General features: G+C 68.4%; 13 protein-coding genes. 7 read left to right on the forward strand and 6 right to left on the reverse strand.

Features of this window, described 5'->3' with window-relative positions; all coding sequences use genetic code 11:
• Window positions 1-68 precede the first annotated feature (68 nt).
• From OQ789_RS06245 to mqo, 5 genes are read right to left on the reverse strand one after another with little or no spacing between them, the layout of a single operon-like run.
• Window positions 69-1,484 carry a cobyrinate a,c-diamide synthase gene (locus OQ789_RS06245; RefSeq protein ID WP_324684278.1) on the reverse strand — a complete coding sequence of 472 codons (1,416 nt, stop codon included), beginning with the start codon at window positions 1,482-1,484 and terminating at the stop codon, window positions 69-71.
• Window positions 1,481-2,095, reverse strand: a complete 615-nt coding sequence (gene cobO / locus OQ789_RS06250) for a cob(I)yrinic acid a,c-diamide adenosyltransferase (protein ID WP_324684279.1) — start codon at window positions 2,093-2,095, stop codon at window positions 1,481-1,483. Before cobO ends, OQ789_RS06245 begins: the two co-directional genes overlap by 4 nt.
• 19 nt (window positions 2,096-2,114) lie before the next feature.
• Window positions 2,115-3,956 (reverse strand): magnesium chelatase subunit D family protein, encoded by a 1,842-nt coding sequence (locus tag OQ789_RS06255; protein ID WP_324684281.1) that lies wholly within the window; start codon window positions 3,954-3,956, stop codon window positions 2,115-2,117.
• The gene (locus tag OQ789_RS06260; RefSeq protein ID WP_324684283.1) at window positions 3,953-4,423 is read right to left on the reverse strand and encodes a GNAT family N-acetyltransferase; all 471 of its coding nucleotides are present in this window, start codon (window positions 4,421-4,423) and stop codon (window positions 3,953-3,955) included. Before OQ789_RS06260 ends, OQ789_RS06255 begins: the two co-directional genes overlap by 4 nt.
• On the reverse strand, window positions 4,416-5,882 hold the full coding sequence (mqo, locus tag OQ789_RS06265; RefSeq protein ID WP_324684661.1) for a malate dehydrogenase (quinone): 1,467 nt from the start codon (window positions 5,880-5,882) through the stop codon (window positions 4,416-4,418). The genes OQ789_RS06260 and mqo overlap by 8 nt, the downstream gene beginning before the upstream one ends.
• A 168-nt stretch (window positions 5,883-6,050) precedes the next feature.
• On the opposite strand from mqo, the gene OQ789_RS06270 reads away from it, so the two are divergent.
• Window positions 6,051-7,097, forward strand: coding sequence for an alpha/beta hydrolase (locus OQ789_RS06270; RefSeq protein WP_324684285.1), 1,047 nt, complete (start codon window positions 6,051-6,053; stop codon window positions 7,095-7,097).
• Window positions 7,098-7,101: 4 nt separating this feature from the next.
• Window positions 7,102-8,481: a mycothione reductase gene (gene mtr / locus OQ789_RS06275; protein WP_324684286.1), complete on the forward strand. Its 1,380-nt coding sequence runs from the start codon at window positions 7,102-7,104 to the stop codon at window positions 8,479-8,481.
• A gap of 2 nt (window positions 8,482-8,483) precedes the next feature.
• On the opposite strand, the gene OQ789_RS06280 is transcribed toward mtr, so the two are convergent.
• Window positions 8,484-8,972: a Fur family transcriptional regulator gene (locus tag OQ789_RS06280; protein WP_324684288.1), complete on the reverse strand. Its 489-nt coding sequence runs from the start codon at window positions 8,970-8,972 to the stop codon at window positions 8,484-8,486.
• Window positions 8,973-9,131: 159 nt separating this feature from the next.
• Between OQ789_RS06280 and OQ789_RS06285 the strand changes: the two genes are divergently transcribed.
• From OQ789_RS06285 to OQ789_RS06305, 5 genes are all read left to right on the forward strand, one after another.
• Window positions 9,132-10,244, forward strand: coding sequence for a HoxN/HupN/NixA family nickel/cobalt transporter (locus OQ789_RS06285; RefSeq protein WP_324684290.1), 1,113 nt, complete (start codon window positions 9,132-9,134; stop codon window positions 10,242-10,244).
• A gap of 102 nt (window positions 10,245-10,346) precedes the next feature.
• Window positions 10,347-10,682, forward strand: coding sequence for a hydrogenase maturation nickel metallochaperone HypA (locus OQ789_RS06290; RefSeq protein ID WP_324684291.1), 336 nt, complete (start codon window positions 10,347-10,349; stop codon window positions 10,680-10,682).
• Window positions 10,683-10,726: 44 nt separating this feature from the next.
• Entirely contained in the window at window positions 10,727-11,524 is a 798-nt protein-coding gene (gene hypB, locus OQ789_RS06295; protein ID WP_324684293.1) for a hydrogenase nickel incorporation protein HypB, read from the forward strand.
• 266 nt (window positions 11,525-11,790) lie between these two features.
• Window positions 11,791-12,846: a hydrogenase expression protein HypE gene (locus OQ789_RS06300; RefSeq protein WP_324684295.1), complete on the forward strand. Its 1,056-nt coding sequence runs from the start codon at window positions 11,791-11,793 to the stop codon at window positions 12,844-12,846.
• A 105-nt stretch (window positions 12,847-12,951) separates the two neighbouring features.
• The gene (locus OQ789_RS06305; RefSeq protein ID WP_324684297.1) at window positions 12,952-14,751 is read left to right on the forward strand and encodes a nickel-dependent hydrogenase large subunit; all 1,800 of its coding nucleotides are present in this window, start codon (window positions 12,952-12,954) and stop codon (window positions 14,749-14,751) included.
• Window position 14,752 lies beyond the last annotated feature (1 nt).

Consider the following 14,752-nt stretch of genomic DNA (forward strand, 5'->3'; position numbering starts at 1 on the left):
CGCCACCATCGACCTAGTGGCGACCGCCAGCGCGGCGAAGCCGGGCGGAGCGGGTCGCCACCATCGACCTAGTGGCGACCGCCAGCGCGGCGAAGCCGGGCGGAGCGGGTCGCCACCATCGACCTAGTGGCGGCGGCGTGCGCGACAAACCGCGCGACCGCGCCCGGTGCGGCCGCCGGGTGCGTGTGCAGATATGACGCGTGCACCCCTGCGTGCACCACGCCGTCGCACGCGGTGTCGGCCTCGGCCACCCGGTACGCCCATGCCGGCTGGTAGCTCTCGGTGAATGTGACCTCCGTGCGGTGGAATTCGTGTCCCACGGTGCGCTGGCCGGCGCTGTACAACGACGAATCCGCGACGGCGAGGGCGTCGCGGTACGCCAGCTTCAGCTGCGAAGTGAACCGCGCCGATCCGGCGACCACGCCGCACATCGGATGGCCGTCGAGCTCGGTGGCCAGGTAGATCAGCCCGGCGCATTCGGCGTGCACCGGCGCCCCGGTGGCGGCCAGACCGGCGATCTGGGCGCGGACGATGTCGTTGGCCGAGAGCTCCGCGGTGAACTGCTCGGGAAAGCCCCCGGGCAGCACGACGGCATCGGCGCCCGGAGGCAACGGATCGACCAGCGGGTCGAATTCGACGACGTCGGCGCCGGCGGCCTGCAGCAACTCGGCGTGTTCGGCGTACGCGAACGTGAAGGCCTTCCCCGCCGCCATCGCCACGACGACGCGCCCGCCCCGGGTCGGGCCCACCGCGGCGGCGGGATCCCACGGCGGGTCGGCCACCCGGCTTCCGGCGACCGCGGCCACGGCGGCCAGGTCGACGTGGCGAGCGACCAGCGCCGTCATCGCATCGACGGCCTGCCGGGCGCGCCGGCCATACTCGACCGCGGTGACCAGGCCCAAATACCTTGTCGGCACCTCTAATTCGGCGGTGCGCGGAATGGCACCCAGCACCGGGACGCCGGCCCGTTCACAGGCCTGCCGCAGCGCCAGCTCGTGCCGCGGCGACCCTACCCGGTTGAGGATGACACCCACGATGCGGGTCGACGCGTCGAACGTCGAAAAGCCGTGCAGCAGAGCGGCGATGCTCTGGCTCTGGCCGCGCGCATCGACCACCAGGATCACCGGCGCGCCCAGCAGGCCGGCGACATGGGCGGTCGACCCCTCCGCGGGAATGCTCCCGGCGTGCCCGATCCGGCCGTCGAAGAGGCCCATCACGCCTTCGATCACCGCGATCTGCGCGCCGTCGCCGCCATGCGCGTAGAGCGGCCCGATGAGCCGCTCCCCCACCATCACCGGGTCGAGGTTTCGCCCGGGCCGGCCCGCCGCCAGCGAGTGATAGCCGGGGTCGATGAAGTCCGGCCCGACCTTGAACGGAGCCACGGTGTGGCCCACCCGCCGGAGCGCACCGATCAAACCTGTTGCCACCGTGGTCTTTCCGCTGCCCGACTCCGGTGCGGCCACGACGACCGCGGGGACACTCACCACTCGATGCCCTTCTGCCCCTTGCGCCCGGCGTCCATCGGGTGCTTGACCTTGGTCATCTCCGTCACCAGGTCGGCCGCGTCGATCAGGCGCTGCGGCGCGTCGCGGCCGGTGATGACCACGTGCTGGTGACCGGGCCGGGCCGCCAGCGCCTCCACCACCTCGTCGACGCCCACCCAGCCCCACTTGAGCGGATAGGTGAACTCGTCGAGGACGTAGAAGTCGTGCCGCGCATCGGCCAGCCGGCGGGCGATCTCCGCCCAGCCGTCGGCCGCCGCGGCCGCGTGATCGACGTCGCTGCCCGCCTTGCGGGTCCAGGACCAGCCGGCACCCATCTTGTGCCATTCCACCGGGCCGCCGATCTGCTGCTCGGCGTGCAGCCGGCCCAGCCCGGCGAAGGCCGCCTCCTCGCCCACCTTCCACTTGGCACTCTTGACGAACTGGAACACCGCGACGGACAGTCCGGCGTTCCAGGCCCGCAGCGCCATCCCGAACGCGGCCGTGGACTTTCCCTTGCCGGCGCCGGTGTGCACGGCCAGCACTGGCATGTGACGCCGTGCCCGGGTGGTCATGCCGTCGTCGGGAACCTGCAGTGGAACGCCTTGTGGCATCAGCGTTTACCCTCTCCGCTCAGGCCGCGTCGCGCACCGCGCGGGTCAGGGAATCCGCGTGCAACTGTTCCAGCCGGATGGCCGGCGCACCGAGTTGGCGCGCCAGCTGGGTGGCCAGGCCCAGCCGGACGACAGAAGTCTCGCAGTCCACGACCACCGCGGCGGCACCTTCGGCGACCAGCCTCGCCGCCGCGGTTCTGGTGCGGCCCAACGGATCCCGGCCCGCAGTGGCCCGGCCGTCGGTCAGCACCACCACCAGCGAACGCCGCGCCCGGTCCCGTGCCTTCTCCCGCACGATGAGCTCACGCGCGGCCAGCAGGCCCTCGGCCAACGGGGTCTTGCCGCCGGTGTCGAACCGGGCCAGCCGGCGCCCGGCGATGTGCGCCGAGGACGTCGGCGGCAACAACAGCCGCGCCTGCTGCTGGCGGAACGTGATCACGGCGACCTTGTCTCGACGCTGATACGCGTCGCGCAGCAGCGAGAGCGTGGCGCCGCTGACCGCCGCCATGCGATCGCGCGCGGCCATCGAACCCGACGCGTCCACGACGAAAATCACCAGGTTGCCCTCGCGCCCCTCGCGCACGGCGCGGCGCACATCGTCGGGCTGCGGCCGCAGCGGCCCTGCACCGGCGCGCCCGGCGGCCGACAGCAGGGTGGCGAACAGGTGCAGTCCGTGCCCGCCGCAACTCGCGTCGTCCGTGTCGGTGGCGGCGATGACGCCGCCGCTGGCGTTTCGGGCCCGTGACCGTCGTCCGGGCGACCCCTCCCCGACACCCGGAACGCGCAGCGCACGGGTGCGGAAGGTTTTCGACGGCGGCGCGCTGGGCCGCGACTTGGGCTGCTGCGGCTTGGTATCTCCCGATGAATCCTGTTGCAGTGCAGCCTGTTCCGGGCTAGTGGCTTGACCGCCACCGGGCGGGTCGGGATCGGGGTCGGGGTCGGAACCGGCCTGCGTCAAAGCCTCGTCGAGCTGGTCGCGGTCGATGCCCGGATCGTCGAACGGGTCGCGGCGGCGCCGGTGCGGCAGCGCCAGTTCGGCGGCCACCCGGATGTCCTCCTCCTCGACGGTGTGCGCGCCGCGCCAGGCCGCGTGCGCGACGGCGGTGCGGGCCACCACCAGATCGGCGCGCATGCCGTCCACGTCGAACGCCGCGCACAGCGCCGCGATGCGCCGTAATTCGTTGTCGGGCAACACCACATCGTCCACGATCGCGCGCGCCGCGGCGATCCGCCGGGCCAGCTCGGCGTCGGCGCCGGCGTAGCGCTCCGCGAAACCGCCCGGGTCGGCCTCGTAGGCCATCCGCTGCCGGATGACCTGCACCCGCACGTCGACGTCGCGCGAGGCGTGCACGTCGACGGTGAGCCCGAACCGGTCCAGCAGCTGCGGACGCAGTTCGCCCTCTTCGGGATTCATCGTGCCGATGAGCACGAACCGGGCGTCGTGCGAATGCGAGATGCCGTCGCGTTCGACGTGCACCCGCCCCATCGCCGCGGCATCGAGCAGCACATCGACCAGGTGATCGTGCAGCAGGTTGACCTCGTCGACGTAGAGCACGCCGCCGTGCGCGCGGGCCAGCAGACCCGGCGAGAACGCGTGCTCGCCGTCGCGCAGCACGCGCTGCAGGTCCAGCGAGCCGACCACCCGGTCTTCGGTTGCGCCCAAGGGCATTTCGACAAGTCCGGTGTCGCTGCCGGTGGCCTGCGACAGCAACGACGCCAGGCCGCGCACCGCCGTCGACTTGGCGGTGCCCTTCTCGCCGCGGATGAGCGCGCCGCCGATCTCCGGGCGCACGGCACACAACAGCAGGGCCAGGCGCAACTGGTCGTGCCCGACGATCGCGCTGAACGGATAGGGCTTCACGGCTTGGCCGCCAAACCCGAACCGGGGCGCAGCATGGGCACGTGCGGAACGCCGTCGTCGAGGAAATCGTCACCCTCGCGCACGAATCCGTGCTGGGCATACATTTCCGCGAGATAGGTCTGCGCGTTGATCCGGCACGGGTAGTCGCCCACCTCGGCCAGCGCCGCCCGCAGCAGCCGGGTGGTGTGACCCTGACCGCGCACGGTGCGTTTGGTGCACAGCCGCCCGATGCGGAACACCTTCTCGCCGCCCGCGTGTTCCTCCATCAGCCGCAACGTCGAGATCACCTCGCCGCCGGGCGTTTCCAGCCAGAAGTGCCTGGTCTCGGCAAGCAGGTCGCGCCCGTCCAGCTCCGGATACGGGATCGCCTGCTCGACCACGAACACCTCCACCCTGAGCTTGAGCAGCTCGTAAAGCGTGTGCGCGTCAAGGTCTTTGGCCCAGATGCGCCGCAGTGCTTCAATCAACCCGCCGCTCCTCCTCATCGCTGCGCTCGCGCGACATACCCAACCCCAGCGCCTTGGTCCCCCAGGAAAAGACCTCGTCGTAGAGCGCCGGCTCCTCCGAGAGCGTCGCCCCCAGCGACGGGACCATTTCCTTGAGCGCGGGTAACCACGATTGAAAGCGGTTGGCGAAGCAGCCTTCCAATACGCCCAGCATGATCGGCACCGCCGTCGACGCGCCCGGCGAGCCACCGAGCAGGCCCGCGATGCTTCCGTCGGCGGCGCCCACCACGGTGGTGCCGAAATCGAGCACCCCGCCCTTGCGCTTGTCCGGCCGGATCACCTGCACACGCTGGCCGGCCACCGTCAGCTCCCAATCCGAAGCCGCTGCGGTGGGGGCGAATTCGCGCAGCATGCGGAGCCGATCCGGTGCCGACAGCCGCAGCTGGCCGATCAGGTATCTGAGCAACGTGCCCTGGCTGAGGCCGACACCGAGCAATGCGGCCAGATTGTCCGGCCGCACCGAGCGGGGCAGATCGGTGATGTGCCCATGTTTCAGGAATTTCGGGGACCAGCCGGCGTACGGACCGAACACCAGCCACGGCTTGCCGCTGACGTAGCGCAGATCCAGGTGCAGCGCGCCCAGCGGCGGGGCGCCCGGTGCGGGCATGCCGTATACCTTGGCCCGGTGCGCGGCGGTGAGCGCCGCATTCCCGGCGCGCAGGAACCGGCCGCCGATCGGAAATCCCGCGAACCCCTTGACCTCGGCGATACCGGACTTCTGCAACAGCGACAGCGCGTCACCGCCGGCGCCGACGAAGACGAATTTGGCTTTCAGACAGTGATTTTCGCCGGTGCGCCGGTTGCGGATCGACAGCGTCCAGCTGCCGTCGGACTCGCGAGACAGGTTGCGGACCTCGTGGCCGAACAGCGCAGCCGCGCCGCCGCGCACGCAGAACCCGACGAGTTGTCGTGCCAGCGCGCCGAAGTCGACGTCGGTGCCGTCGGGCGCCCAGTTGAGTGCCACCGGTTCGGAAAAGTCGCGTCCGGCCGCCATGAACGGTAACCGGCGGGCGAACTCCCCCGCGTCGTCGATCAACTCGGTGCCGGCGAACAGCGGGTTGGGCGCCAGGGCCCGGTGCCGGCGCCGTAGATAGTCGACGCACTGCGCGCCGCGCACGAAACTCGCGTGCGGGACCGCGGTGAGGAAGCGCCGGTCGGTCAGGATCCCGTTCTCGACGGCGTAGGCCCAGAACTGGCGGGTCACCTGGAATTGCTCGTTGATGCGCACCGCTTTGCTGATGTCGATCGAACCGTCGGCGCGCTGCGGGGTGTAGTTCAGCTCGCACAGCGCCGAATGGCCGGTGCCGGCGTTGTTCCATGGGCTGCTGCTCTCGGCGGCGACGGTATCGAGACGCTCGACGAAGGTCATCGACCATTCCGGCTGCAGCCGGCGCAGCAACGCCCCGAGCGTCGCGCTCATGATGCCCGCGCCCACCAGCACGACGTCCGTCGACGTGGTTCGGGCAGATGATGACACCGGCTTGCTGGTCCTTCCCTCGACCGGAACGATCCTCAGGTTATCCCGAGCGACCGCGACCGCGAGCGACGTGCGCCGCCCCGCGCCCGGCAAACGCCTTAAGCTGGCTTGATGCAAGGCGGGGTGACGGGCAGGGCGGCCGGGGACGTGACCGGCTGGGAACCCGACGTCCTCCCCGGTTATCAGCAACGCACCATCGCACTCGGGGCCGACCCGGCCGGTGAGGGCGACATCGTCGCGACGCTGATACGGCGCGGACCGCGGCAGGCGGGGCGCGAGACGGCGCCCGCGGTGCTGGCGGTGCACGGCTACACCGACTACTTCTTCCACACCGAACTGGCCGATCATTTCGCGGCCCGCGGCTTCGTCTTCTACGCGCTGGACCTGCACAAGTGCGGCCGGTCGCGGCGCGACGGTCAGACGCCGCACTTCATCACCGACCTCACCAACTACGAGGCCGAACTCGATCAGGCGCTGGCCATCGTCGCGGCACACGGCCCGGTGTTGGTGTACGCGCATTCCGCGGGCGGGCTCATCGCGTCGTTATGGCTGGACCGGTTGCGCAGGCGAAATCCGGGCGCGCACGCCGGCGTTGGCGGCCTGGTGCTCAACAGCCCGTTCCTCGAGCTGCCCGGCCCGGCCGTCGTGCGCCATTCGGTGACGGTGGCGCTGATCGCCGGCCTGTCCCGCGTGCGGTCCAAGGGCGTGGCCCGGGCGCCGGGCGAGGGCGGCTACGGCACCACGCTGCACCGCGACTACGGCGGCGAATTCGACTACAACCTGCAATGGAAACCCGTGGGCGGCTTCCCCATCACCTTCGGCTGGCTGCACGCCGTCCGGCACGGCCAGGCCCGGCTGCACCGCGGCCTCGACGTCGGTGTCCCGAACCTGATCCTGCGATCGGACCACAGCGTGCGCGAGGGCCCCGATTCCGCGTCGATGCAATGCGGCGACGCGGTTCTCGACGTCACCCAGATCGCCCGCTGGGCGGGCTGTGTCGGCAACCGCACCACGGTGGTCCCGGTGGCCGACGCCAAGCACGACGTGTTCTTGTCGCTGCCGGGGCCGCGCGAGGTCGCCTATCAGGAACTGGACCTGTGGCTCGACGGCTACCTGCGCACAAACGATGATGCCTCGGCATCGCTGCGAAAGGGATGACGGCTTGGAGACCTACGACCTGGCGATCATCGGAACCGGTTCGGGCAACAGCATTCTCGACGACCGCTTCGCCGAGAAGCGGGTGGCGATCTGCGAGGAGGGCACCTTCGGCGGCACATGTCTGAACGTCGGGTGCATCCCGACGAAGATGTTCGTCTACGCCGCCGAGGTCGCCCAGACGATCCGGGACGCGGCACGCTTCGGCATCGACGCACATGTCGACCGGGTGCGCTGGGACGACATCGTCTCGCGCGTCTTCGGGCGCATCGACCCGATAGGGGTCGGCGGTGAGGACTACCGCACCTCCGCACCCAACATCGACGTATATAAGGAGCACACCCGTTTCGGCCCGGTCCAGTCCGACGGGCGCTACCTGTTGCGCACCGACGCCGGTGACCAGTTCACGGCCGACCAGGTGGTGATCGCCGCGGGGGCGCGGGCCGTGGTGCCCCCGGCGATCCTCGAGTGCGGAGCGCGCTACCACACCAGCGACACGATCATGCGAATCCCCGAACTGCCAGAGCATCTGGTGATCGTCGGGGGCGGCTTCGTGGCGGCCGAATTCGCCCACATCTTCTCCGCGCTCGGCTCGCGCGTCACCCTGGTGGTCCGCGGCTCCGCGCTGCTGCGCCATTGCGACGACGTGCTCAACGAGCGCTTCACCCGCATCGCGTCCAGCAAATGGGAACTGCACACCCACCGCAATGTGGTGGGCGCCGAAAACCAGGGTTCGGGCGTGTCGGTGCAGCTCGACGACGGTCGCACCGTGCGCGCCGACGCGCTGCTGGTGGCGACGGGCCGGGTGTCTAACGCGGACCGGCTCGACCTCGAGCAGGCCGGCGTCGCGGTCGAGGACGGCGTGGTGGCCGTGGACGAGTACCAGCGGACCACGGCGCGTGGGGTTTTCGCCCTGGGCGACGTCGCGTCGCCGTATCAGCTCAAGCACGTCGCCAACCACGAAGCGCGCGTCGTCCAGCACAACCTGCTCTGCGACTGGGACGACACCGACTCGATGGCCGTCACCGACCATCGGTACGTGCCCTGGGCGGTGTTCACCGACCCGCAGGTCGCCTGCGTCGGGCTGACCGAAAACCAAGCCATCGCACAGGGTTTCAAGGTGTCGGTGAAAGTCCAGGACTACGGCGACGTCGCCTACGGCTGGGCGTCGGAGGACACCACCGGAATCGTCAAGCTCGTCGCCGAGCGCGGCACGGGCCGGCTGCTGGGCGCGCACGTCATGGGCCAGCAGGCCTCCTCGATCATCCAGCCGTTGATCCAGGCGATGAGCTTCGGGCTCACCGCGCCGAAGATGGCCCGCGGGCAGTACTGGATCCACCCGGCGCTGGCCGAGGTGGTGGAGAACGCGCTGCTGGGTCTGCGCTGACCTCAGCGCCGGCGCACCCGCCCGGCGGGCTTGCCCTGGCATTGCGGGCACAGACCGTGCAGCGTCAGGCCGGCGGCGTCGGACAGCGCGAAGGAACTGCCCGCCATCGCGTGTTCGAGCGCCGAACTCAGCTGCCGGGCGGGCACCTCGATGATGGTGCCGCAGTTGGTACACACCGCGTGATGGTGCGGCGCGGTGGCGAGCCCGTAGGTTGTCACGCCGCCGTCGAGCGTCAACGCGTGCAGCACGCCCTGATCGACCAGGGTGGTCACCGTGCGATACACAGTCGCCACGTCGGGCGCGTGGGCGCCGGACGGCAGGCACGCGAGCATCCGCTGGTAGATCTCGGCGACCGGCAGGTGACCGTTGACGGGCTCGAGCACCGCCAGCACCTGGATGCGGGAGGCCATTCGCCGCAGCCCCCGGGCGCGCAGCAGATCGCCGATCCTCTCGGTGACCGACGCGTCCAGTACCGGCGGCTTGGGCCCCACCGATTCAGTGTCGCGCCCCGGCGGGCGGACCGCCAGTGTTCGGCCCGAACCAGACTCGGAGATTTCCTGCAACTCACTTGCATCTGGCCGGCCGTGGAACTTAGAGTCGTGCCGGTTGTTCTCAGCCGATACCGCAAGGACGCGCCGGAGGGACCCCCAGTGGCCAGTACCGAGACCGACTGGCAACCGTCATGGAAAACCAGGCTTCTCGGCGCCCTCACGCCGGCGGAGTGGTGGCGGCTGGCAGCGATGCTGGCGGTGATCGTCGCGCTGCACCTGATCGGCTGGTTCACCATGGTCATCTTCGTGACTCCGGCCCAATATAGCCTGGGCGGCAAGGCTTTTGGCGTCGGTGTCGGGTTGACGGCCTACACCCTGGGCCTGCGTCACGCCTTCGACGCCGACCATATCGCCGCCATTGACAACACCACCCGCAAGCTGATGGACGACGGGCAGCGCCCGCTGGCCGTCGGCTTCTTCTTCTCGCTGGGCCACTCCACCGTGGTCTTCGGGCTGGCTCTGCTGCTGGCGTGCGGGGTGAGGGCGGTCGTTGGGCCGGTCACCGACGACTCCTCGACGCTGCACCACTACACGGGGCTGATCGGCAGCAGCGTCTCGGGTGTGTTCCTGTACGGCATCGCGCTTCTCAACCTCATGGTCCTGGTCGGCATTCTGCGCGTCTTCGCGCGGCTGCGCCGCGGTGACTACGACCCCGACACCGACGCGGCCGAGCTGGAGCGCCAGCTGGGCAACCGCGGTCTGATGAACCGGTTGCTAGGCCGCTTCACCAAGTCGATCACCCGGTCCTGGCACTGTTATCCGGTCGGCCTGTTGTTCGGGCTCGGGTTCGACACCGCCACCGAGATCGCGCTGCTGGTGCTGGCCGGCACCAGCGCCGCCGCCGGGCTGCCCTGGTACGCCATCATGTGTCTGCCGGTGCTGTTCACCGCGGGCATGTGCCTGCTCGACACCATCGACGGCTCGTTCATGAATTTCGCCTACGGCTGGGCCTTTTCCAACCCGGTGCGCAAGATCTACTACAACATCACCATCACCGCGATGTCGGTGGCGGTGGCGTGGGTGATCGGCAGCATCGAACTGCTGGTCGTGCTGGCCGGCCAGTTCGGTTGGCGGGGCTCGTTCTGGAACTGGATCGGCGCGCTGGACCTCAACACGATCGGTTACGTCGTCGTCGGCATGTTCGTCGTCACCTGGGCGGTGGCCCTGCTCGTCTGGCGTTACGGGCGCATCGAAGAGAAGTGGACCGGGTGAACCGGCCGGCGCGAGGCTGACCACAAAACACCGTTCGGGTGTAGAACAGTGCTCATGGGCTCGTTGGCCTGCGCCCGGCTGCCGGATCGGCGGTGATCGCCGATGCATGAGCTGTCGCTGTGCGAAGCGATCGCCGGCGTCGTCAAGCAACATGCCGACGGCCGGCACGTCGAGGTGGTGCGGGTGCGGGTGGGCGCGCTTCGCCAGGTGGTGCCGGAGTCACTGTCCTTTTGCTGGACGATGGTCCGCGACGCGGAGGACATGCCGGACGCCGAACTGGAACTTGAGTGCGTCGGCGCCGAAGTGAAGTGCCGTGTCTGTGGCCGGCAATCCGAGATCACCTCGCCGTGGTCGATCTGGTGCCCGCGGTGCGACAGCTGCGACGTCGAGGTGCTGCGCGGCAACGAATTCTTGGTGACGTCATTGGATGTCTCGTGAAAGGTATTTCTCGTGAATGGTATCTCTCGTGAAAGGTAGTGAGGATGGGTAGATTTCATCGGCACGACGACGGAACCGTGCACACCCACCCCGACGATCACCTTCCCCACGAACACGAGCACGAACACGGGCACGAACACGACCACGGCGATCACAGCCGCTACCGGACCGGCAGCCAGCGAATCGGCGTGCTGGAGGCGATCTTCGCCGAGAACGACCTTCTCGCCGAGGCGAACCGGGCGGCCTTCGCGAACAACGGGGTGCGCACCCTCAACCTGATGAGTTCGCCGGGATCGGGCAAGACCAGCATCCTGCAGGCGACGCTCGACGAACTCGCCGGCGAGCTGGCGATCGGGGTGATCGAGGGCGACATCGCCACCGATCTGGACGCGGCAAAGCTCAGCGGCCGCGGCGCCCAGGTGTCACTACTGAACACCAGCAACGGATTTGGCGGTGAATGCCATCTCGACGCGCCCATGATCAACCGCGCGCTGCCCGGCCTCGACCTCGCTGCGCTGGACCTGGTGATTATCGAGAACGTCGGCAATCTGGTCTGCCCGGCGGAATTCGACGTCGGCGAGCACGGCAAGGCGATGGTCTATTCGGTGACCGAGGGGGAGGACAAGCCGCTGAAGTATCCGGTGATGTTCCGGTCGGTGGATGTGGTGCTGCTCAACAAAATCGACTTGGTACCCCACCTCGACGTCGACGTCGACACCTACATCGACCATGTCCGCAAAGTGAATGCGGCGGCGACGATCTTGCCGGTCAGCGCGCGCACCGGCGACGGCATGGCTGCCTGGTTCGGCTGGCTGCGGCGCTTCGCCACGGACCGGGACTGAGCGGCGCGGGCGAAAGCCCAACCGCGACGGCGCTCTTGCGAGACATTCGCAGGAACGCTGCCGCGGGTGCGAGACCGCGCTCAGCGGATAGGCCAGGCGCCACAAGGCTTTTCGGCACTATGTGACGCACGGCTACTATCGAGTGACGGCGAACCGTTGACAACGCCCGATAGCGGGAGTAGACCCGAAAAATAGCGCTGCGCAAGTGGGCCGACGGTCGACTCCGGCAGCGCAGGAGCCGCAGCCCGGCTCCGGAAAGCTGCAGCATGCCAACAGAAGCAGCAGTCAAGGCAGAACAAACACTGATTCATGTTCTATGGATCAACGCGGGCCTCAGTTGTGACGGCGATTCGGTGGCATTGACTGCTGCCACCCAGCCCAGCGTCGAAGAGATCGCCTTGGGGGCTCTGCCCGGCCTCCCCCAGGTCGCCGTGCACTGGCCCCTGATCGACTTCGAGTGCGGGCCCACCGGCGGGGCCGACGACTTCCTGGAGTGGTTCTTCAAGGCCGACCGCGGCGAGCTGGAACCGTTTGTGCTCGTGGTCGAGGGATCCATCCCGAACGAGAAGATCAAAGACGAGGGCTACTGGTGTGGCTTCGGCAACGACCCGGCCACCGGGCAGCCGATGACCACCAGCGAGTGGCTCGACCGGTTGGCGCCCAAGGCCACCGCCATCGTGGCGGTCGGGACCTGCGCCACCTACGGCGGAATCCACGCGATGGCCGGAAACCCGACGGGGGCGATGGGCGTGCCCGACTACCTCGGCTGGGACTGGAAGAGCAAGGCGGGCATTCCGATCGTGTGCGTGCCCGGCTGCCCGATCCACCCCGACAACCTGTCGGAGACGCTGACCTACCTGCTCTACATGGCGACCGGTCAGGCGCCGATGATCCCGCTCGATGACGCGCTGCGCCCGCAGTGGCTGTTCGGCAAGACGGTGCACGAGGGTTGCGACCGGGCCGGCTACTACGAGCAGGGCGATTTCGCCACCGAGTATGGGTCGCCGAAATGCATTGTGAAGCTTGGCTGTTGGGGTCCCGTCGTCAAGTGCAACGTGCCCAAGCGCGGGTGGATCAACGGCGTCGGGGGCTGCCCCAACGTCGGCGGAATCTGCATCGGTTGCACCATGCCGGGGTTCCCGGACAAGTTCATGCCGTTCATGGACGAGCCACCGGGCGGCAAGATCTCGAGCACAGCGTCGGGCCTGTACGGAGCCGTGATTCGCAGTCTGAGGGGTATCACGGAACGCACCGTCGACAAAGAGCCGCGGTGGCGCCACAACGGCGACAAGCTCACCACCGGAGCGCGCCGCACCTGGTAGCCCAGCTACCGGGTCGGTGCAATTCCTTCTGCACAACTCCTAGACGAAGAGCCGTCGCCGCATCAGCCAACGCTGACAGCAGCCAGAGCGGGAAGAAGTAGAGCGATGACAACCATCATTCCTGAACCAACCCACGCCAACCGGGAGCCCGGCCAACTGGTCGACATGGCCTGGGATCCCATCACCAGGATCGTGGGCAGCCTGGGCATCTACACCAAGATCGACTTCGAGAACCGCGAGGTCGTCGAGTGCCACAGCACCTCGTCGATCTTTCGCGGCTACTCGATCTTCATGAAGGGCAAAGATCCCCGCGACGCCCACTTCATCACCAGCCGCATCTGCGGCATCTGCGGCGACAACCACGCCACCTGCTCGTGCTACACGCAGAACATGGCCTACGGCGTCAAGCCGCCGCATCTGGGCGAGTGGATCGTCAACCTCGGCGAGGCCGCGGAATACATGTTCGACCACAACATCTTCCAGGAGAACCTGGTCGGCGTGGACTTCTGCGAGAAGATGGTCGGCGAGACCAACCCGAGTGTGCTCGCGCTGGCCGAGAAGACACCGGCCCCGCACGCGGACGCCCACGGGTACAAGACGATCGCGGACATCATGCGCTCGCTCAACCCGTTCAGCGGCGAGTTCTACCGCGAAGCGCTGGTGGTCAGCCGCTGGACACGGGAGATGTTCTGCCTCATGGAGGGCCGCCACGTGCACCCCTCCACGCTGTACCCCGGCGGGGTCGGCACGGTGGCCACCATCCAGCTGATGACCGACTACATGACGCGCCTGATGCGCTACGTCGAGTTCATGAAGAAGGTCGTGCCCATGCACGACGACCTGTTCGACTTCTTCTACGAGGCGCTGCCCGGCTACGACAAGGTCGGGCTGCGCCGCACCCTGCTCGGCTGCTGGGGCTCCTTCCAGGATCCCGAGGTGTGCAACTTCGCCTATAAGGACATGGAGCGCTGGGGCAACGCGATGTTCGTCACTCCTGGCGTGGTGGTCGACGGCAAGCTGGTCACCCACTCGCTGGTGGACATCAACCTCGGCATCCGAATCCTTTTGGGCAGTTCCTATTACGACGACTGGACCGACCAGGAGATGTTCGTCAAGACCGACCCGCTGGGCAACCCGGTGGACCGGCGCCACCCGTGGAACCAGCACACCAACCCGCACCCGCAGAAGCGGGACATGGAGGGCGGCAACTACAGCTGGGTGATGTCGCCGCGTTGGTTCGACGGCAAGGACCACCTGGCGCTGGACACCGGTGGCGGACCGCTCGCCCGGCTGTGGGCGACCGCACTGGCCGGCCTGGTCGACATCGGTTACGTGAAGGCCACCGGCACCAGCGTCAAGATCAACCTGCCCAAGACGGCGCTGAAGGGGCCCGTCGAATTGGAGTGGAAGATCCCCAAATACGGCAGCAACACGCTCGAACGCGACCGGGCGCGCACCTACTTCCAGGCCTACGCGGCGGCGTGCGGTTTGTACTTCGCCGAGAAGGCGCTCGAGGAGATCCGCGCCGGGCGCACCAAGACGTGGGAGAAGTTCGACGTGCCCGACGAGGCCATCGGATGCGGCTTCACCGAGGCGGTGCGCGGTGTGCTCAGCCACCACATGGTGATCCGGGACGGCAAGATCGCCAATTACCACCCGTACCCGCCCACGCCGTGGAATGCCAACCCGCGCGACAGCTTCGGCACACCGGGCCCGTATGAGGACGCGGTGCAGGGGCAGCCGATCTTCGAGGAGAACAGCCGGGACAACTTCAAAGGCATCGACGTCATGCGCACGGTGCGCAGCTTTGACCCGTGCCTGCCGTGCGGCGTGCACATGTACCTGGGGAAAGGCAAGTCCCTGGACAGATTGCACACGCCGACCCAGTCGCCCGCCGGGGAGTGAC

It is taken from the genome of Mycobacterium sp. 94-17 (assembly GCF_035617725.1).
In the GTDB taxonomy this organism is placed as follows: domain Bacteria; phylum Actinomycetota; class Actinomycetes; order Mycobacteriales; family Mycobacteriaceae; genus Mycobacterium.